The organism is Klebsiella sp. BIGb0407 (assembly GCF_024807845.1).
Classification (GTDB): Bacteria; Pseudomonadota; Gammaproteobacteria; order Enterobacterales; family Enterobacteriaceae; genus JGM124.
Genome location: NZ_JANUEQ010000003.1, coordinates 568,322 through 587,451 on the forward strand (window position 1 = coordinate 568,322; position 19,130 = coordinate 587,451).

Here is a 19,130-nt window from a genome sequence, read left to right on the forward strand (position 1 = left end):
TCTTAGCATCATAAAGTAATCAAGGCGTGATTCTGAGTATAAGGGCAGTGGATAATCGGGATAACAGCACCATAAACATGGTTATTGACTGTTGCTGCAAAAATTGACGATATCAGGAGGGGATTTAGCCGTATTCTGGCCAGCAGGAGATGACGGCCTCTGAAAAATAGTGGACTCTCAGAGGCGCATTAACCGAATCTGATACCGCGGATTAAATCGCAGCGTCGTCTTCTTCGCCGGTACGAATGCGTACTACACGGGCAACATCAAAGACAAAAATCTTACCGTCACCAATTTTTCCGGTCTCTGCGGTACGTACAATGGTATCAACACAGATATCGACGATATCGTCAGTGACGACCAGTTCGATTTTAACTTTTGGCAGAAAATCCACCATATACTCGGCACCACGATACAACTCAGTATGACCTTTCTGACGACCAAAGCCTTTAACTTCAGTCACCGTCATCCCCGTGATGCCTACTTCAGCCAGCGCTTCACGAACATCATCCAGTTTGAATGGTTTAATAATTGCGTCTATCTTTTTCATCTTATTACTCTTTCCCCACGCCACATCGCATGCTGTTTTTCGTTATAAATCGGCATATGCTCACACTACCACAGGCTAGTCTTTAAAGTCATTGGCATCGAGTTCATGTCGGGCCAGTAGTTTATAGAATTCTGTCCGATTCCGGCCAGCCATGCGCGCAGAATGAGTAACGTTACCTTTGGTGATATGCAAAAGCTTTCGTAGGTAGTTCAGTTCAAACTGGTTTCTTGCTTCCACAAAGGTTGGCAGCGCAGTATTTTCCCCTTCCAGGGCCTGCTCTACTAAGGCTTCATTGATAACCGGTGTCGAGGTCAGGGCGACACACTGCTCAATGACGTTCACCAGCTGACGAACATTACCCGGCCAGCTGGCTGAGATTAAACGTTTCATGGCCTCGGTCGAAAAGCTACGAACGAAAGGCTTATGCTTATCTGCGGACTGACGCAGTAACTGGCTGGCCAGCAATGGAATATCTTCAGCACGTTCATTCAGAGCAGGGATCTTCAGACTCACCACATTCAGGCGATAAAATAAGTCTTCACGGAACTCGCCCCGCTCCATCGCTTTGGGAAGATTCCGGTGAGTTGCAGAAAGGATCCGGACGTCAATATCCACATCACGGTTACTACCCAGTGGGCGAACTTTACGTTCTTGTAATACGCGTAACAGTTTTACCTGTAATGAGAGTGGCATATCGCCAATTTCATCTAAAAAAAGCGTTCCACCTTCGGCAGCCTGAAATAATCCTTCTCTATTGCTTACTGCACCAGTAAAGGCACCACGAGCATGACCGAATAGTTCTGATTCCAGTAACTGCTCCGGCAATGCGCCGCAGTTAATGGCAATAAAGGCTTTTTTGCTCCGCGGACTCGCCTGATGTATGGCTTGTGCCAGGACCTCTTTTCCGGTCCCACTTTGGCCATTAATGAGCACGCTGACATCAGACTGGGCCACCTTATGAGCTTGCTCCAGCAGGCGTAACATAATGGGGCTACGCGTAACAATCGTCTCGCGCCACATTTCCTCCCCTGCCGGGACGGTATGAGCGAGCGCGTCGTCAATAGCCCGGTAAAGCGCATCTTTATCCACCGGTTTAGTCAAAAAGCTGGATACGCCTTGTTGTGTTGCCGTGACCGCTTCAGGTATTGAACCATGAGCGGTCAGAATAATAACAGGCATGCCCGGCTGAGCCTTCTGGATCTCACCAAAAAGCGTCATACCGTCCATTTCATCCATACGCAGGTCGCTTATCACCAGGTCAATTTTTTCACGACCTAAGACCCGCAGCCCTTCTGCGCCACTTTCGGCTGTGGCCACGGTATAACCTTCACTGGTCAGACGCATACCTAAGAGTTTTAACAAGCCTGGGTCATCATCCACTAATAGTAAACTCGCCGGTTTGTGTGGCGTCATGGCTGATCCTCTGTCTGTTGCTGTCCGTTGCTTTCCTGAGTTTCACTACTTTGCTCTTCAGGAACATAATTACTGCCCGGTTTTCGGCTGGAAAGCTGGCGTTCAATATCAGACATCGTTTCCAGTTTTCTGGTTGTTATCTCCAGTTCATTACGTAAAAACTGCTGTGTCTGTTGTAACTCATCCAGCTGGCTGTCCGTTGTCTGTTGTAATTTAGTGTAACGACTACGCTCTTCCACCAGGCTTAACTGCGCGCGCTGCCCGTCGCGCCAGACGATAAATAAAGAACGTACCTGGAGTGGGATATCTGTAGCCAGCATATCAAGCTGCGTCATGTATTTACGTCTTTCAGCTGGCGTAATTTTAGCCGGAGACAATAAAATACCGCGCTTAAATGTATCCTGCCAGGTAAGCTCCTGCCACTGACGCGCTTCGATTCTGGCTTCTTCAGGCGAGAGGCGCTGCGCGCACTCCATTCCTCGTAACCAGTAGAGTGGATTTTCCAGAGTCTCGGGCTCGTCTTGTTCCCAGATACTTGAACACTGCGTCGAGAGGTAGTCTGGTAGCTGTTGCTCCGGTAAATGAGTCTGGTTAACAGACTGCGAATGATGTAATTCTGGTAGTGATGCGCAACCCATCAGTACACCACTCCCGGCTACCAGCAAGATAGCAGCCAGGCGAGAGCCAATAGCACCACGTAGTAGGGTTAACAGGTATGCTTTCATTGTGTTTTATCGTTCTCGGAAAAAACCGGTAATTCGATACGAAAGCAAACATCTGCTTTCTCATCATCTATCAGATAGAGCTGACCTTTCATTCGATGAATACAATCCCTGGCAATACTGAGGCCTAATCCACTGCCTTTCACTGAACCTTTACGTTGCAGGCTACCTTGATAGAAAGGCTCAAAAATCATTTCACTCTCCGACTTCAGGATGGCCTGGCCGGTATTAGCGACTTCAATGTGTAGTTGATTGTCCGACTGGACACTACGAATATAAATGGTACCGGATTCACCGCCATAGTACACCGCATTGGAGTAGAGATTATCTAATACGCTCATCAGCAACACGGGTTCAGCCAGGCAGGCAACGTCAATAAGGTCAGTTTCAGTTCGCATATGTTTAGCTCTGGCAGGCAAACTGTGCGCAGCGATAACATTTTTGACTAGCGGGGAGAGCTCCACTTTTTCTAACTCAACAGCCCCGTCTGTCACCCGACGATTATAGTCCAGTAGTTGTTCAATCAGCTTTTGCAGATGGCGACTACTGTCGTCAAGAATAGACACAACCTCTTTTTGAGAAACCGTCAGCGGTCCGACGACCTGATCTGCCAATAGTTCCGTACCTTCACGCATACTGGCAAGCGGAGTTTTTAATTCATGCGAGATATGGCGTAAAAATTCATGTCTCTGGGACTCCAGCCAGCGTAAACGCTCACTTAACCAAACGATACGTTGCCCGATAGTGCGGAACTCTCTCGGGCCCTTAAGATTCTCGCCGTCGCTCAGTAATCGCCCTTCACCAAGATGTTTAATCATCCTTTCAATGCCTTTTACCGGGCCGATTATCATACGGGTAAAAATAATAACCAGATTCAGGCTCAGCAAAAATAACACCAGCGCCTGCCAGCCAAAGAACTGGCCACGCTCAGCAATGTCCTGCTGCAGTTGCTGACCACGAGAAAAAACCACGGCCCGGGTTGCCTGAAGCATATCAGCATTACTGGCAGCAAAGGCTTCAAGCTCCTGTAAGGCAGCAGTATCAGGCGCGTTATTACGACACTGGAATGATGACAGTGCAGCCAGTGATTGGGTCAGTGTTTGTAACAGAGCAGTATCGGCAATAACCGGAGCATGAGCCTCAAGCATCTGGGCATAACGTCCATGCTGTTCTTGATAGATGCTCAACAGACGAGGGTCATCCAGCACGCAATACTGGCGATAGCTTCGCTCCATTTCCAGAGCAATATTGGTCATAGTCTCGCTGCGGCGGGCATCAATCATCGTACTGCGGTTGGTTTGTTCTGCCTGAGCGCTGAGCGCGTTCAGACTCTGCCAGGCCTGCCATGCCAGCACCAGTAACGGAACCAAAACCAGGAAAAAGGCCATCATCACAAGCTGTCGTAATGAGCGGGGAAAGGCATACCACTTGTTCAATTGACTCATCTCATTTTATCGTTCAGACAAGATGCTAGCCGGGATTCAATTGAGTTGAAAGCGGAGTTTACAGAAACAATAAAGGCAGGGTGAAAACCCTGCCTTTATGTAGGAAATAGGCGGCGCCTTACTCAACGTTTCGCCCTATGTATGATAAGCCCGAAAGCATTTATCAAAAGTTGGACGGCAGGCACCTTAATGTGCGTCATTCGGAGGTTTATGTAGCCTGTTTAATTAAAAACGCTGACATAGAAAGGTGAATGAGCAACGAAAATAATGATGCACGATATATGCCAGAATGTAAATAAAAATATCAATAACATGATTTATAAGACATTTTAGAGATAAAAAAACACTAAAAAATCACATTAAGATCACAAAAACTGTCGCCTTTTTGAGACGCTCATTTGACTTAAACTAAATCTATTTAGCAATCATAACGTTAAATGTCTCCAAAAAGAGACAGCCAGAATGACACTGTCGTGATTTAGAGACATAAAAAAACCCCTCAAAAATCGAGGGGTTCATGTCAGCTTAGCGAACTATCAGCCCAGCTGTTTACGGGCATTACGGAAAATACGCATCCACGGGCTATCTTCGCCCCACTCTTCCGGGTGCCAGGAGTTACTTACCGTACGGAACACACGTTCAGGATGTGGCATCATGATAGTGACTCGCCCGTCTTCATTACTGACCGCAGTAATCCCTTTAGGTGAACCATTCGGGTTTGCCGGGTAGTGTTCAGTGACATTATTTGCGTTATCGATAAAGCGCAGCGCTACCAGACCTTTACTTTCCAGCGCCAGCAGGTGAGCCTCATCACGAACTTCAACGCGGCCTTCACCATGAGAGACGGCAATCGGCATATGTGAGCCAGCCATTCCCTGAAGCAGTAATGACGGACTATCAGTCACTTCAACCAGGCTAAAGCGCGCTTCAAAGCGGTCAGACTGGTTACGGACAAAGCGTGGCCACAGCTCGCTTCCAGGGATCAGCTCGCGCAGATTAGACATCATCTGACAACCATTACAAACGCCTAAAGCCAGTGTCTGAGGGCGTAAGAAAAACTCTGCGAATTCATCACGCACGCGTGAGTTGAACAGAATCGATTTTGCCCAGCCTTCACCTGCCCCCAGAACATCACCATAAGAGAATCCACCGCAGGCAACCAGGGTCTGGAAACTATCAAGCCCGGTACGGCCTGCCAGCAAATCACTCATATGAACATCGATAGCGTCAAAACCTGCACGGTGGAATGCTGCTGCCATTTCAATATGGGAGTTAACGCCCTGCTCGCGCAGAATAGCGACTTTAGGACGTGCACCGGTCGCGATAAACGGCGCAGCAATATCGGCTTTGATATCAAAGTTCAGTTTAACATTGAGACCCGGATCGTTGTCGTCAGCTTTAGCCTGATGTTCCTGATCGGCACAATCTGGATTATCACGCAGACGCTGCATCTGCCAGGTAGTTTCCGCCCACCAGAGACGCATTGTGGTGCGGCTTTCACTGAATACTGACTCACCGTCAGCGGTCAGTGTAAAACTGTCGCCTGCAACGGCTTTACCGAGGTAGTGCAGACAATTCGCCAGACCATGATCGGCAAAGCATTGTTCAACGGCTGCGCAGTCTGAGGCGCGAACCTGGATAACACCGCCTAACTCTTCGTTAAACAGGGCCGCCAGTCGATTACTGCCAAGACCCGTAATATCCGCTTCAATACCGCAGTGACCGGCAAAGGCCATTTCCGCCAGCGTGACTAACAGGCCACCATCAGAGCGGTCATGCCAGGCCAGCAGCTTACGTTCAGCAACCAGCGCCTGCATCGCATGCCAGAAGCCTTTCAGTTGCTCAACATTGCGTACATCAGCAGGCTTATCACCTAACTGACGATAGACCTGAGCTAATGCCGTAGCACCCAGTGCATTATGGCCTACACCTAAGTCAATCAGCAGCAAGGCGTTATCTTCAGTTCTTAGCTCTGGGGTCACGGTCGCACGGACATCTTCAACGCGCGCAAATGCAGTGATAACTAAAGAAAGCGGAGAAGTCATCTCTTTAGTACTGTCTTCCTGCTGCCAGCGGGTTTTCATCGACATAGAGTCTTTGCCCACCGGAATCGTCAGACCCAGTTGCGGACAGAGCTCTTCGCCAATCGCTTTTACGGCTTCATATAATCCGGCGTCTTCGCCAGGGTGTCCGGCTGCCGCCATCCAGTTCGCAGACAGCTTGATACGTTTCAGAGAACCCACCTGGGTTCCGGCAATGTTGGTTAAGGCTTCCCCCACTGCAAGACGAGCTGATGCGGCAAAATCCAGCAAGGCAACAGGGGCGCGCTCACCCAGTGACATCGCTTCACCGTAGTAGCTGTCGAGACTTGCTGTAGTAACGGCACAGTCAGCGACAGGGATCTGCCACGGGCCAACCATCTGATCGCGTGAAACCATACCGGTCACGGTGCGGTCGCCAATAGTCACCAGGAAGGTTTTCTCTGCGACCGTCGGTAAGTGCAGTACGCGATTAACCGCGTCAGCAATAGTAATAGCGCTGTCGTCCAGAGCTTCGCCTTTGGCTTTCAGCGTTTCAACATTACGCTCCATTTTCGGCGTTTTACCCAGTAAAACGTCGAGCGGCATATCAATAGGCTGATTATCAAAATGGCTGTCATTCAGAGTCAGATGCGGTTCCAGAGTCGCTTCACCAATCACAGCATAAGGCGCGCGCTCACGACGACACATGGCATCAAACAGATCCAGTTGTTCTGGCATCACTGCCAGTACATAGCGTTCCTGAGATTCGTTACACCATACCTCTAACGGGCTCATGCCTGGCTCATCATTTAAGATATTGCGCAGTTCAAAACGACCACCGCGTCCACCATCGCTGACCAGCTCTGGCATCGCGTTCGATAAACCACCTGCACCTACGTCATGGATAAAGGCAATCGGGTTAGCGTCACCCAGCTCCCAGCAACGGTCGATCACTTCCTGACAACGACGCTCCATTTCAGGGTTATCGCGCTGAACGGAAGCAAAATCCAGGTCGGCATCAGACTGACCAGAAGCCATAGATGAAGCCGCACCGCCGCCAAGGCCAATGTTCATTGACGGGCCGCCAAGAACGATAAGTTTCGCGCCAGGAGGAATTTCACCTTTTTGTACATGGTCGGCGCGAATATTTCCGAGGCCACCTGCCAGCATAATAGGTTTGTGGTAGCCACGGAGTTCTACGCCATTGTGGCTGTTAACCTGCTCTTCGTAAGTACGGAAGTAGCCAGTCAGTGCCGGGCGACCGAATTCATTGTTAAAAGCTGCGCCACCTAATGGGCCTTCGGTCATAATATCCAGCGCACTGACAATACGGTCTGGTTTACCGAAATCTTGCTCCCATGGTTGTTCAAAGCCAGGAATACGCAGGTTGGATACCGAGAAACCTACCAGGCCTGCTTTAGGCTTAGATCCGCGACCTGTTGCACCTTCATCACGAATTTCACCACCAGAACCGGTGGCTGCACCTGGCCATGGAGAAATAGCGGTTGGGTGGTTGTGAGTTTCCACCTTCATCAGGATATGCGTTTCTTCCTGATGGAATTCATAGCGACCAGAATCCTGGTCGGCAAAGAAACGTCCGACGTGTGAACCTTCCATGACGGCGGCGTTATCTTTATAGGCAGACAGGACATGGTCAGGCGTTTTTTCAAAGGTGTTTTTAATCATTTTAAACAGCGATTTAGGCTGTTTTTCACCGTCGATAACCCAGTCCGCATTGAAAATTTTGTGGCGGCAGTGTTCTGAGTTCGCCTGGGCGAACATATAGAGCTCGATATCGTTAGGGTTACGATCAAGCGTTGTAAAAGCCGCCTGCAAATAATCTATTTCATCTTCAGCCAGCGCCAGACCCAGACGAATATTGGCTTCAACCAGGGCTTCACGCCCTTTACCTGATAAATCGACGCTTTGTACCGGAGCCGGACTCTGTTGTACAAATAGCTGAGCTGCATCATCAAGAGAGGTAAACACCGTCTCCATCATGCGGTCATGCAGCAACTCAGACACAGATTTCCACTGTTCTTCGGTCAAAGTGTCTGCGGTAATGTACCAGGCAACGCCCCTCTCCAGTCGTTTTACCTGTGGTAAGTCGCAATTATGTGCAATATCGGTCGCTTTGGAGGACCAGGGAGAGATAGTTCCCGGACGCGGTGTTACCAGCAGTAAATGACCACCTGGGGTATGTTCTGCGAGGGTTGGACCATACTTCAGTAACCGTTGCAGGCGGGCAGACTCATCAGCATTTAGCGGTGCATCCAGATAAGCAAAGTGTACATACTCAGCATACACGTCGCTGACCGGCAGGTTAGCGTCGTTGAATCTGGCCAGAAGTTTGTTAATACGAAATGCCGAAAGAGCAGGCGAACCACGCAGAATTTCCATCATTAAAGATCTCTCGTCTTCAGGGCGAAGGGGGGAAAACGAGGGCTATTATAGAGAATCATCAGCCTCGACGAAACCGTTTGCGTATAAATATCCGCAGATGTTTTTATTGGCTACTTTTTGAACCGCAACGTCTTAAATGTTGCTTACTGGCGTTTTCTTACGCAAAATGCGCCTGAGATTATCATGAGACACGTCGCAATTATGTTTATTGTTAGCTAAGACCTTATCGTTGCAGACCTTTATATCTTTGAAAAAAATTAAGATTTATTATCTGCTTATCGGTGTCGTCACCTTGTTGCTGGCAGTGGCATTATGGCCCTCCCTCCCAGGTTTCAACCAAACCGAAAACCGTATCGCCGCCATTAAAGCGCGGGGGGTTTTGCATGTCAGTACGGTTGTCTCACCACTCACTTATAATGTTGTTAATGGAAAAGCCTCCGGTTTTGATTACGAGCTGGCGCAGCAATTTGCCGACTATCTGAATGTCGAGCTGGTAGTGACGCCACGAACCACCATCAGTGATTTGTTTGACGACCTCGATAAAGGCAGCGCTGACTTACTGGCTGCGGGTCTGACCTATAACAGCAAACGTAGCCAAAACTATCAGGCAGGCCCGACTTACTATTATGTTTCCCAGCAGATGGTCTACCGGGTCGGTAGCCCGCGGCCTAAAAGCCTCGCAGGGGTGACCGAAAATCAACTGATGCTTTCTTCAGGCCATGGCGTTATTGATGTGCTAGAGCAGCTCAAAGAAAGTGACTATCCGGACTTGAGCTGGTCAGTATCTGATAAACAGACCAGTAATCAGTTATTGGGAGAGGTGATTGATGGCAGCCTGCCGTTCACGATTTCGGACTCTATAGCCGTCAGTCTGTTTCAGCGTGTGCACCCTCAACTGGCAGTTGCTCTGGATATCACTGATGAGCAACCCGTCACCTGGTTTTCCAGCCGCGACAGTGATGACAGTGTGAGTGCGGCCTTACTCGACTTTTACAATCAAATTATCAGTAACGGAACGCTGGCCAGGCTGGAGGAAAAATATCTTGGCCATATCGGTAATTTTGATTACGTCGATACGCGTACTTTTCTCAAGTCAGTGGATAATATTCTGCCTGACTTGCAACCCTTATTCGAGCAGTACGCAGAGAATATAGACTGGACATTACTGGCAGCTATTTCCTATCAGGAGTCTCACTGGGATACCCATGCCACTTCACCTACCGGTGTGCGCGGCCTGATGATGCTGACTAAAAATACCGCTCAGAGCGTGGGGGTCACCGACCGCCTGGATGCCGAGCAGAGTATCAGCGGTGGCAGTCGCTATCTGACCGATATGATGAATAAAGTTCCCGATACCGTCGCCGAGGATGAGCGTATCTGGTTTGCTCTGACAGCCTATAATATAGGCTATGCGCATATGATGGATGCACGCAAACTCACCAGCCTGCAAAAAGGTAACCCGGATAGCTGGGCAGAAGTCAAAACTCGCCTGCCGCTGCTCAGTCAGAAGCCTTACTACAGCAAAACCACTTATGGGTATGCCCGTGGGCATGAAGCCTACGCTTATGTGGAAAATATCCGTAAGTATCATTTGAGCCTGGAAGGCTATTTACAAGAAAAAGAGAAACAGGCGGCCCAGGAAGCAAAATTTGCCGAGGCCTATCCGTTAGTTGATGAAGAAGAACTGGCAACTATTCGCCCTTACGGGCCTTTTCCTTCAGGGCTTTCTTTTCCAGGCGACGGGCGCGAAAAAAATCACTCAACATGGATGAGCAATCCGCTGCCAGTATTCCCTCAGTGACATCAATCTGATGATTCATTCCGGGATGGCCTAAAATATCAAGCAGAGAACCACTGGCCCCGGTTTTTGCATCTCTGGCACCAAATACCAGCCTGCCGATACGACTATGAACCATAGCACCTGCACACATCACACAAGGTTCCAGCGTGACATATAGAGAGGCATTAAGCAGGCGATAGTTTTGCAATACTAAGCCTCCCTGACGTAACGCCATAATCTCTGCATGCGCTGTCGGATCGTGGTGACCAATCGGCCGATTCCAGCCCTCACCTATCACTTTGTTTTCATAAACCAGTACAGCACCGACAGGTATTTCACCTTCATCCCAGGCACGGCGTGCCAGCGTTAAAGCATGACGCATCCAGTACTCGTCTGTCACTTCGTTCTCTGACACCTCTATCTCCTGTGGGGCAAACGGGCGCGCATTATACACAGCGCACTCCGGATACGAAATGGCATCAGTCGAGCATTTTCAGCTGCCCTTCAGGGGTGACTCGAAAGCGATGCTGGCAAAATTGCATAACGGAAGAATCGAGCGGGCTGTCGCTGTAACCACTATGGAATTGCAGGGGTTTACCAAGATGTTGTTCTAACTGAAGGACCTTTTCATCTGCCAGGCAGCGCAGTGTCAATACGCGACCACCAAAAGCACGCGACATCCGGCTACCAATAATTTTTACTTTGGGTAACCATGGGGCATCTGAATAGACTTGCTCAACCAGTACTTGAGGAGACCCCGTCACCAACCAGACTTCAGTATCTTTATCCAATAAATAGTCATTCAGTCGCTGCTGCACCTCGGGAAAAGGGGTGACACTGCGACGAAACTGACGAGTAAACGCTTTCTCCAGTTGATTAAGTCGTTGCTCACTGCGGCCGAAAGTCATACTCCATAGTAACAAACTCATCGGCCAGCGGGCAGAACATCCTTTGAGGAGAAGCCCAATAATTACAACAGGCAACATAATAATAACTAAAGGGAAATTACCTGTAAGATGACGAAGCAAATACCGTAAATAGCAGCCAAACATATCCTGCTGGTGCAACGTACCGTCGAGATCGAAAAAGACCACTCGCTGTGCGTGATATTGTGCCAAATCTGACTCCCGATGGATTATCATGAGATCTGCAAAGGTTAGCAGACAAGAGTGACTTTTATGAGAACAATAATTTGTTCAATGACTGTTCATAAGAAACAAAGTAACATTTAATCCGGTAATATTGCTATCCGGTAGAATTTATTGTTCAATCCGCAGCTTATTATGGAAAGCCGCTATTGAAAAAGCTGCCCAGGAGAAAAAATGAACTGTTTATTGCGAATCAGAACCCGCTATCCAATGCTGGCACAGAGCGAGCGTAAACTGGCTGACTTTTTACTTGCCGATCCTGAGCGTGTGCGGCATTTAAGTTCTCAGCAACTGGCTGAAGAAGCCGGTATCAGTCAATCGAGTGTAGTAAAATTTTCACAAAAGATGGGTTTCAAAGGTTTTCCTGCCATGAAACTGGCTATCAGCGAGGCTCTGGCGAGTGGCCAGAACCCGCATTCAGTGCTGGTTCATAACCAAATCCTTGGTGATGATCCTCTGCGAATGGTGGGCGAAAAACTGATTAAAGAAAATATTGCCGCGATGCATGCTTCGCTTGACGTGAATACCGAGGAAAAACTGCTCGCGAGTATCAATTTATTGCGTAATGCACGCCGGGTATTATTAGTCGGTATCGGTGCTTCAGGTTTAGTGGCTAAAAATTTTTCCTGGAAATTAATGAAAATTGGCATTAATGCCGTTGCCGAGCAAGATATGCATGCGTTACTGGCAACCGTTCAGGCTATGTCCTCAGATGATATTCTGCTGGCAATTTCCTATTCTGGTGAACGTCGAGAAATCAACCTTGCGGCCGATGAAGCCTTAAACGTGGGGGCAAAGGTTCTCACCATAACCGGTTTTACACCTAATGCCCTTCAGCAACGTGCAACACTTTGCCTCTATACCATTGCGGAAGAACAGGCAACCCGCAGCGCAGCAATTTCATCTACCAGCGCTCAGATGATGTTAACCGACTTATTATTTATGGCTCTGGTGCAACACGATCTTGAAAATGCGCCAAACCGGATCCGCCACAGTGAAGCTTTGGTTAAGCGTCTGGTATAAAACGTGGCGGCGCTGCCGCCCACTCTTAGAGAGCGCTTATCGAGAGATCACCCACTTTTATATAAATCCCTCCTGCAAATAAAAGAATTAATGTCATTTCTCCTTCCAGATAATATGAAACACTGAATCAATCAATAAAATAAAACTGTAATCAAATGAAAATTATAATAAATATTGTTTTTTATTGAGATAGTTTGCTGATTCAGCAAGCGTTTATTTTGTTGCTGTACGTCCTGAGTATGCTAGCTGTTCCTTGTAGCGACTGATAAAGTAATCCCGCGAGAAAATGTTAAATCTCGTGGGATGCTTTCAACAAGGAAATGGTATGAAAATACTGATAATACGCCGAGATAACATCGGTGATTTAATTCTGACTACACCTTTGATATCAGAATTAGCTAAGTCATTTGACTGTAAAATAGATGTACTGATTAATACCTATAATCAGCCGGTACTTGAGAATAATCCTCATATTGGGCGAGTTCACATCTACAGCAAACTACATCATAGAAAACCAGGTCAGTCTGCAATCGGCGTAATATTTCGCCGCCTGAAAACCTATCTTGATATCCGGTTTGCCAAGTACGATGTCGCTATCATTGCCCGTGAGCACTGGAATAAACGCCCATTACAATGGGCGAGAATATCCGGGGCAAAACGAATTATCGCAGTGGGGAATGATACGCCACCAGTGATTACCGACAGGATCCCGTCACCTGTAGAAAAATGCCATCTTGTCGAGCTCCTTGCGGAACTCGCTAAACCGATTGGCGTTAAAAGTCTTCCGGGAAAACTCGAACTTTATCTCACTGAAGATGAAGTCAAAGATATGTCAGCGAGACTTAGGATTCCTTCCGGCACGCCTGTTTACGGTATTCAGATCAGCGCCAGAAAACCGCTGCAACGCTGGCAAGCTGAGAAGTTTATCGAGCTAGCCCACAAAATGAGTCAGAGGGAAAACTGTCATATACTTCTGTTTTGGTCACCGGGTTCCTCTGATAATCAAGAACATCCGGGAGATGATGAAAAAGCACAGCAGATTATTGAATCTTGTAAAGGACTATCACTAACACCAGTAATAACAAAAAATATTAGAGAGTTGATGGCTGCAATGTCTCTGTGCGATCAAATTCTTACCAGTGATGGCGGAGCATTACACATAGCCGCAGGCGTGGATGTCCCTACTGTCGCTATGTTTGGTAACAGCGATGCCTGGTTTTGGGGCCCCTGGGGCGTTCCACATGAGATACTTGAAGCCCCCAATAGGAATGTGAACCTGCTTGAAGTAGATGATGTTTTTGAGCGCTTTATCACCCTCCGTTCTCGTGTGATTTCTGAAGAGTCTGGCAGTTCAGTACTATCCCATTAGTGAGTACTAACAACAGTAAATGCAGAGCCGATACCTGTTTTACTGTTGTTTCCCGTACAGTCTTCCTGACACTTTCGCATACCTTTACGGATCGCTAAAACATCACCATTATTGGGGCTATCTGATTTATGTGTTAAAGTGCGCGGCGTTCTCAATTCTTACCCGTTCGGGATCAGAAACAAGCTCATACATAGATATTTTTTCTTCGGGATAAATTTGATGTGTTGAGGTTTTGTGATACGGATTCAGTATATCGGGGATAAACATACAGTAAGTTAATCGCCATATACTTCAATAGCTTACTGATTTTATTTTGTTTTATTGGTAAACCATTGAAATGTCATTACTTATTACTAAGCGCTGTATCAATTGCGATATGTGTGAACCCGAGTGTCCTAACCAGGCGATTTCTATGGGTGATGTATTCTATGAGATAGATTCTGAGCGCTGTACTCAATGTATCGGGCATTATGAGACACCCACTTGCCAGCAAGTGTGTCCTATTGCTGGCACTATAATTAGCGACCCGCTTCATCAGGAAACTGAAGAACAGCTCTGGGATAAATTTGTCTTGCTTCACCACGCAGACAAAATTTAGTTTTCAATAATCACTGTCGCACAAGCGTAGTGGCGCTCATCTGCCAGTGTCACGTGAACAGAGCGAACACCCAGATCACCCGCCATCTTCCCGGCTTGCTCTCTGAAAAGTAACAACGGTTTACCCAGAGGATCGTTGCTCACTTCAAACTGATTAAAAGCCAGACCGTTACGAATGCCTGTCCCCAGTGCTTTTGCCGCCGCCTCTTTAACCGCAAATCGCTTGGCGAGGAATCGCGCAGGCTGCTGATGGGCCTGGTATTGCGCCCATTCATCAGGACTTAATATCCGTTTAGCGAGTCTGTCACCAGAACGAGAGATTGCGCCCTCAATACGCGCAATCTCTACGATATCAGTACCAATTCCCAGAATAGCCATTAACGACGCGCTTCCAGCATCAGGCGTTTCATTTCAGCGACCGCTTCTTTCAGACCGCTGAATACCGCCTGACCAATAATCGCATGGCCGATATTCAACTCAACCATTTCAGGAATAGCAGCAATCGCCTGGACGTTATGATAAGTCAGACCGTGCCCGGCATTCACTTTCAAACCTTTAGAGGTAGCATAAGCAGCAGCATCAGCGATACGGGCCAGTTCCTGAGCCTGTGCCACTTCATCTTTTGCTTCTGCATAACAACCGGTATGGATTTCGATATAAGGTGCTTTTACCGCTACAGCCGCATCGATTTGTGCATAGTCAGCATCAATAAACAATGAAACCAGAATGCCGGCATCCGCCAGACGTGAACAGGCATCACGCATTTTATCGAGCTGCCCTGCAACATCCAGCCCACCTTCGGTAGTCACTTCCTGGCGTTTTTCTGGCACTAAACAGCAAAAATGGGGGCGAGTTTCACAGGCAATAGTCAGCATTTCTTCAGTGACAGCCATCTCAAGGTTCATTCGGGTACCCAGCGTTTCACGTAAAATGCGTACATCACGATCGGTAATATGACGTCTGTCTTCACGCAGATGCACTGTAATGCCATCGGCTCCGGCTTGCTCAGCAATAAATGCTGCCTGAACAGGATCCGGATAACTGGTTCCACGCGCATTACGCAATGTAGCAATATGATCGATATTTACGCCTAACAGTAACTGAGTCATGCAATACCCCAAATGTTTACAGATAATGGCTAATGTACATCCGGCAACACCTTGATGGCTATGGTTGTCTGTTCGACACCCGCCATTTTGCGACCAAATGGATTATTTTTTGATTATAAACTGGCGAAAAAGCTCCCGACTTTTGAGCGGTTTACCTTGCAGGTAAGGTTTAAGAGCCATTCGCGTAAAACGTTTTGCAGCGCGCAGAGTATCGGTTTCAACAAAAGTTCGTTCTGACAGGGCTTTAAGCTGACGTCCGGTAAAACTATTGTTATTAATCACAATACTGGCGATAAAGCCTTTTTCTTCGCGATAGAGGTAGGTCATATTATCGCTGACCTCTTCCCCGCTACCGGCACAATGCAAAAAATCAACGCCGTAACCAAGATGAGCCAGTAATGCCAGCTCAAAACGGCGTAATGCCGGTTCAGGTGTTCCCTCAATGCCAGCGAGTTCCTGGATGCAGTGTAAATAGTCAAAGAACAAATCGGAGAAGCGAGTTTCTTGTTCAAGTACCCGAGCCAGGAGCTCGTTAACATATAAACCGCTATAAAGGGAGATACCGCTCAGTGGTAGAGCAAGAGAGACCGCTTCTGCGCCACGCAAGGTTTTCACCTCACCCCGGCCACCAAAACGAATCAACAGAGGAACAAAGGGCTGCAGAGCCCCTTTCAGATTAGAGCGACGAGCACGCGCCCCTTTTGCTATCAGGCGAACACGCCCGGATTCCTCCGTGAACACATCAAGGAGAAGGCTGGTTTCGCTCCAGGGCCGAGTATGCAGAACAAATGCCCGTTGCCAGCCTTCCATCTGATTATTCTTTAGTGGTCGTCATTGTAACCAAGACTGCGCAACGCACGTTCATCATCTGCCCAGCCCGACTTCACTTTTACCCACAGCTCAAGGTGAACTTTCGCCTCAAACATCTCTTCCATATCTTTGCGTGCTTCAATACCAATAGTTTTAATCTTGGTACCTTTATTACCGATAACCATTTTCTTCTGCCCTTCTCTCTCAACGAGGATCAGGCCATTGATATCATAACCACCACGCTCATTGGTCACAAATTGCTCAATTTCTACTGTGACGGAGTAAGGCAGTTCTGCACCGAGAAAACGCATCAGCTTTTCACGAATAATCTCTGACGCCATAAAACGCTGTGAGCGGTCAGTGATGTACTCTTCAGGGAAGTGATGGATGGCTTCAGGTAAGTGTTTGCGCACAATACTGGCGACGGTATCCACGTTCATTCCGGTTTCTGCTGAAATCGGAACGATATCGAGGAAATTCATCTGGCTGCCAAGAAACTGCAAATGAGGCAGTAACAGAGACTTATCCTGAACGTTATCAACTTTGTTGACCGCCAGGATAACCGGTGCACGGCAATCACGCAGTTTATTAAGTACCATCTCGTCATCAGCAGTCCACTTGGTTCCTTCAACCACGAAGATAACCAGTTCAACATCACCAATAGAACTGCTGGCTGCGCGGTTCATCAGACGGTTGATAGCACGTTTTTCTTCCATATGCAGACCCGGGGTATCAACATAGATAGCTTGATAAGCCCCTTCTGTGTGGATCCCCATAATGCGATGGCGTGTCGTCTGAGCTTTCCGCGAAGTAATGGAAACCTTCTGCCCGAGCAGCTGGTTTAATAAGGTGGATTTACCGACATTTGGTCGGCCGACAATAGCCGTAAATCCACAAAAGGTTTTTTCTTCGCTCATTCCAGCTCCAGCTTTTTAAGCGCCTGTTCAGCTGCAGCCTGTTCCGCTTTACGACGGCTGGAACCTACTCCGACAACCGGTTCGGACAGACCACTAATCTGACAGTGAATAGTGAATTCCTGATCGTGCGCTTCACCACGAACCTGAACAACCAGATAAGAAGGTAAAGGCAGATGACGCCCCTGCAGGTACTCCTGCAAACGCGTTTTAGGATCTTTTTGTTTATCGCCCGGGCTAATTTCGTCCAGGCGTGTCTGATACCAGCTTAAAATCAGACGTTCTACATTTTGAATGTCGCTATCGAGAAAAGCGCCACCAATTAATGCTTCAACCGTATCGGCAAGAATTGATTCACGGCGAAAACCGCCACTTTTCAATTCACCCGGACCAAGGCGCAGACATTCACCGAGATCAAATTCCCGGGCAATTTCTGCCAGCGTATTGCCACGTACTAACGTGGCACGCATACGGCTCATATCGCCTTCATCTACACGAGGAAAGCGACTATAAAGTGCGTTAGCAATAACATAGCTGAGAATGGAGTCGCCCAGAAATTCGAGACGTTCATTATGTTTACTGCTTGCACTGCGATGGGTTAATGCTTGCTGCAACAGTTCCTGATGCTGAAAAGTATAGCCCAACTTGCGTTGTAATCTATTTATGACGATGGGATTCATGCGATACCAAAATTAATTAATGCGTCGACTAATTCAGCACACGAAACAGACCTGAAAAAAATGCACAATGCTGTTTAGTGTGCTGTGGCTCTCGTGAGAGAGCCACCCTTTAAAGCGGGGTTATTCTATACACAACGACTGAGGATGTCGTTAGTTTGTGGGATAAAATTCTTAATGAATGCCGCCGATACGATTTAAACGAATACCTGTTGGCCATTCACCTTCTTGTTTCTCAAAACTCATCCAGATTGTGGTCGCTTTACCGACCAGATTTTGCTCAGGAACAAATCCCCAGTAACGGCTGTCAGCGCTATTATCACGGTTGTCGCCCATAACAAAATAGTTACCCGGTGGCACAATCCAGGTTGCTGGCGGCAAACCTGGCTGCTGGTAATACATACTCGCCTGATCTTGTGCTATCGGTAACAGCAGAATCTGGTGAGTCACATCGCCCAGGGTCTCATTACGAACATCAAGACGCGCGCCATTTTCCAGATTTTTATCTAAAGGTACGGTAAAGAATCCTGCTGTTGCCTCAGAACCTTCACTGCGGGCAAAGGTTTGGACAAATTCACTCGGCTCAACATTAGAGTAACTAATAGGAAGAGTGGTTTCACAGGCCTGACCGGAACGGCAATCCGGATAAATAGTCAGCTCTTTAGTCACCGGATCGTAACTCACGCGATCGCCAGGTAAGCCGATAACGCGTTTGATGTAATCCAGTCGGGTATCACGCGGATATTTAAATACCGCGATATCACCACGTTTCGGATGACCGGTTTCGATAAGCGTCTTCTGATAGATAGGATCTTTTATTCCATAGGCAAATTTCTCTACCAGAATAAAATCACCGATCAGTAATGTCGGCATCATCGAACCTGATGGGATCTGAAAAGGCTCATAAATAAATGAGCGGATCACCAGAACAATGGCCAGAACAGGGAATAGCGAGGCCAGCGTTTCCATGAAACCTTGCTTTTGCCCGACTTTTTTCAGCGTCTCTTTATCCAGCGTTCCACCAGTGACAACCTGAGCTGCCGCCTGTTGTTGTCGACGTTTTGGTGCAAAGATAAACTTATCCAGACACCAAAATATGCCCGTGACCAGCGTGGCCAGCACGAGGATCAGGGCAAACATGTTCGCCAT

17 protein-coding genes are annotated in these 19,130 nt (G+C 47.8%); 4 read left to right on the forward strand and 13 right to left on the reverse strand.

Features of this window, described 5'->3' with window-relative positions:
- Positions 1-211: 211 nt before the first annotated feature.
- The 5 genes from glnB to purL all read right to left on the reverse strand — a co-directional run bounded on the left by glnB (position 212) and on the right by purL (position 8,554).
- Positions 212-550 (reverse strand): nitrogen regulatory protein P-II, encoded by a 339-nt coding sequence (gene glnB, locus M2387_RS12645; protein ID WP_259049733.1) that lies wholly within the window; start codon positions 548-550, stop codon positions 212-214.
- A 75-nt stretch (positions 551-625) separates the two neighbouring features.
- Entirely contained in the window at positions 626-1,963 is a 1,338-nt protein-coding gene (glrR, locus tag M2387_RS12650; RefSeq protein WP_259049736.1) for a two-component system response regulator GlrR, read from the reverse strand.
- Positions 1,960-2,688 carry a two-component system QseEF-associated lipoprotein QseG gene (gene qseG, locus M2387_RS12655; RefSeq protein ID WP_259049739.1) on the reverse strand — a complete coding sequence of 243 codons (729 nt, stop codon included), beginning with the start codon at positions 2,686-2,688 and terminating at the stop codon, positions 1,960-1,962. Before qseG ends, glrR begins: the two co-directional genes overlap by 4 nt.
- Complete coding sequence (locus M2387_RS12660; RefSeq protein WP_259049881.1) at positions 2,685-4,121, reverse strand: sensor histidine kinase; 1,437 nt, start codon at positions 4,119-4,121, stop codon at positions 2,685-2,687. The genes qseG and M2387_RS12660 overlap by 4 nt, the downstream gene beginning before the upstream one ends.
- A 545-nt stretch (positions 4,122-4,666) precedes the next feature.
- Entirely contained in the window at positions 4,667-8,554 is a 3,888-nt protein-coding gene (gene purL, locus M2387_RS12665) for a phosphoribosylformylglycinamidine synthase (RefSeq protein ID WP_259049752.1), read from the reverse strand.
- Positions 8,555-8,801: 247 nt separating this feature from the next.
- Between purL and mltF the strand changes: the two genes are divergently transcribed.
- Complete coding sequence (gene mltF, locus M2387_RS12670) at positions 8,802-10,355, forward strand: membrane-bound lytic murein transglycosylase MltF (protein WP_259049753.1); 1,554 nt, start codon at positions 8,802-8,804, stop codon at positions 10,353-10,355.
- Here the strand turns inward: mltF and tadA are convergent.
- Together tadA and yfhb are read right to left on the reverse strand one after the other, a co-directional pair.
- Positions 10,246-10,749: a tRNA adenosine(34) deaminase TadA gene (gene tadA / locus M2387_RS12675; RefSeq protein WP_259049882.1), complete on the reverse strand. Its 504-nt coding sequence runs from the start codon at positions 10,747-10,749 to the stop codon at positions 10,246-10,248. The two genes, mltF and tadA, sit on opposite strands and share 110 nt — an antisense overlap.
- A 64-nt stretch (positions 10,750-10,813) precedes the next feature.
- Positions 10,814-11,476, reverse strand: coding sequence for a phosphatidylglycerophosphatase C (gene yfhb, locus M2387_RS12680; RefSeq protein WP_409039876.1), 663 nt, complete (start codon positions 11,474-11,476; stop codon positions 10,814-10,816).
- A gap of 180 nt (positions 11,477-11,656) precedes the next feature.
- Between yfhb and M2387_RS12685 the strand changes: the two genes are divergently transcribed.
- The 3 genes from M2387_RS12685 to M2387_RS12695 all read left to right on the forward strand — a co-directional run bounded on the left by M2387_RS12685 (position 11,657) and on the right by M2387_RS12695 (position 14,472).
- Entirely contained in the window at positions 11,657-12,505 is an 849-nt protein-coding gene (locus tag M2387_RS12685; RefSeq protein ID WP_259049756.1) for a MurR/RpiR family transcriptional regulator, read from the forward strand.
- Positions 12,506-12,830: 325 nt separating this feature from the next.
- Positions 12,831-13,874, forward strand: coding sequence for a glycosyltransferase family 9 protein (locus M2387_RS12690; RefSeq protein WP_259049758.1), 1,044 nt, complete (start codon positions 12,831-12,833; stop codon positions 13,872-13,874).
- Positions 13,875-14,211: 337 nt separating this feature from the next.
- Positions 14,212-14,472: a YfhL family 4Fe-4S dicluster ferredoxin gene (locus M2387_RS12695; protein WP_259049760.1), complete on the forward strand. Its 261-nt coding sequence runs from the start codon at positions 14,212-14,214 to the stop codon at positions 14,470-14,472.
- Here the strand turns inward: M2387_RS12695 and acpS are convergent.
- From acpS to lepB, 6 genes are all read right to left on the reverse strand, one after another.
- A complete protein-coding gene (acpS, locus tag M2387_RS12700; RefSeq protein ID WP_259049763.1) occupies positions 14,469-14,849 on the reverse strand; it encodes a holo-ACP synthase in 381 nt (126 codons plus the stop codon). The genes M2387_RS12695 and acpS overlap by 4 nt on opposite strands.
- Positions 14,849-15,580 carry a pyridoxine 5'-phosphate synthase gene (pdxJ, locus tag M2387_RS12705; RefSeq protein WP_259049764.1) on the reverse strand — a complete coding sequence of 244 codons (732 nt, stop codon included), beginning with the start codon at positions 15,578-15,580 and terminating at the stop codon, positions 14,849-14,851. Before pdxJ ends, acpS begins: the two co-directional genes overlap by 1 nt.
- A 102-nt stretch (positions 15,581-15,682) precedes the next feature.
- The gene (recO, locus tag M2387_RS12710) at positions 15,683-16,390 is read right to left on the reverse strand and encodes a DNA repair protein RecO (protein WP_259049766.1); all 708 of its coding nucleotides are present in this window, start codon (positions 16,388-16,390) and stop codon (positions 15,683-15,685) included.
- An 11-nt stretch (positions 16,391-16,401) separates the two neighbouring features.
- Positions 16,402-17,307, reverse strand: a complete 906-nt coding sequence (gene era, locus M2387_RS12715) for a GTPase Era (protein ID WP_259049768.1) — start codon at positions 17,305-17,307, stop codon at positions 16,402-16,404.
- Positions 17,304-17,984 carry a ribonuclease III gene (rnc, locus tag M2387_RS12720; protein ID WP_259049769.1) on the reverse strand — a complete coding sequence of 227 codons (681 nt, stop codon included), beginning with the start codon at positions 17,982-17,984 and terminating at the stop codon, positions 17,304-17,306. Before rnc ends, era begins: the two co-directional genes overlap by 4 nt.
- A gap of 171 nt (positions 17,985-18,155) precedes the next feature.
- Complete coding sequence (lepB, locus tag M2387_RS12725) at positions 18,156-19,130, reverse strand: signal peptidase I (protein ID WP_259049770.1); 975 nt, start codon at positions 19,128-19,130, stop codon at positions 18,156-18,158.

Excerpts from the sequence above, each read along its gene's own strand:
- qseG (WP_259049739.1), bottom strand. The coding sequence starts at position 2,688 with ATGAAAGCATACCTGTTAACCCTACTACGTGGTGCTATTGGCTCTCGC.
- M2387_RS12690 (WP_259049758.1), top strand. The coding sequence starts at position 12,831 with ATGAAAATACTGATAATACGCCGAGATAACATCGGTGATTTAATTCTG.
- glnB (WP_259049733.1), bottom strand. The coding sequence starts at position 550 with ATGAAAAAGATAGACGCAATTATTAAACCATTCAAACTGGATGATGTT.
- M2387_RS12695 (WP_259049760.1), top strand. The coding sequence starts at position 14,212 with ATGTCATTACTTATTACTAAGCGCTGTATCAATTGCGATATGTGTGAA.
- M2387_RS12685 (WP_259049756.1), top strand. The coding sequence starts at position 11,657 with ATGAACTGTTTATTGCGAATCAGAACCCGCTATCCAATGCTGGCACAG.
- era (WP_259049768.1), bottom strand. The coding sequence starts at position 17,307 with ATGAGCGAAGAAAAAACCTTTTGTGGATTTACGGCTATTGTCGGCCGA.
- rnc (WP_259049769.1), bottom strand. The coding sequence starts at position 17,984 with ATGAATCCCATCGTCATAAATAGATTACAACGCAAGTTGGGCTATACT.
- recO (WP_259049766.1), bottom strand. The coding sequence starts at position 16,390 with ATGGAAGGCTGGCAACGGGCATTTGTTCTGCATACTCGGCCCTGGAGC.
- purL (WP_259049752.1), bottom strand. The coding sequence starts at position 8,554 with ATGATGGAAATTCTGCGTGGTTCGCCTGCTCTTTCGGCATTTCGTATT.
- pdxJ (WP_259049764.1), bottom strand. The coding sequence starts at position 15,580 with ATGACTCAGTTACTGTTAGGCGTAAATATCGATCATATTGCTACATTG.
- yfhb (WP_409039876.1), bottom strand. The coding sequence starts at position 11,476 with ATGATAATCCATCGGGAGTCAGATTTGGCACAATATCACGCACAGCGA.
- lepB (WP_259049770.1), bottom strand. The coding sequence starts at position 19,130 with ATGGCGAACATGTTTGCCCTGATCCTCGTGCTGGCCACGCTGGTCACG.
- glrR (WP_259049736.1), bottom strand. The coding sequence starts at position 1,963 with ATGACGCCACACAAACCGGCGAGTTTACTATTAGTGGATGATGACCCA.
- acpS (WP_259049763.1), bottom strand. The coding sequence starts at position 14,849 with ATGGCTATTCTGGGAATTGGTACTGATATCGTAGAGATTGCGCGTATT.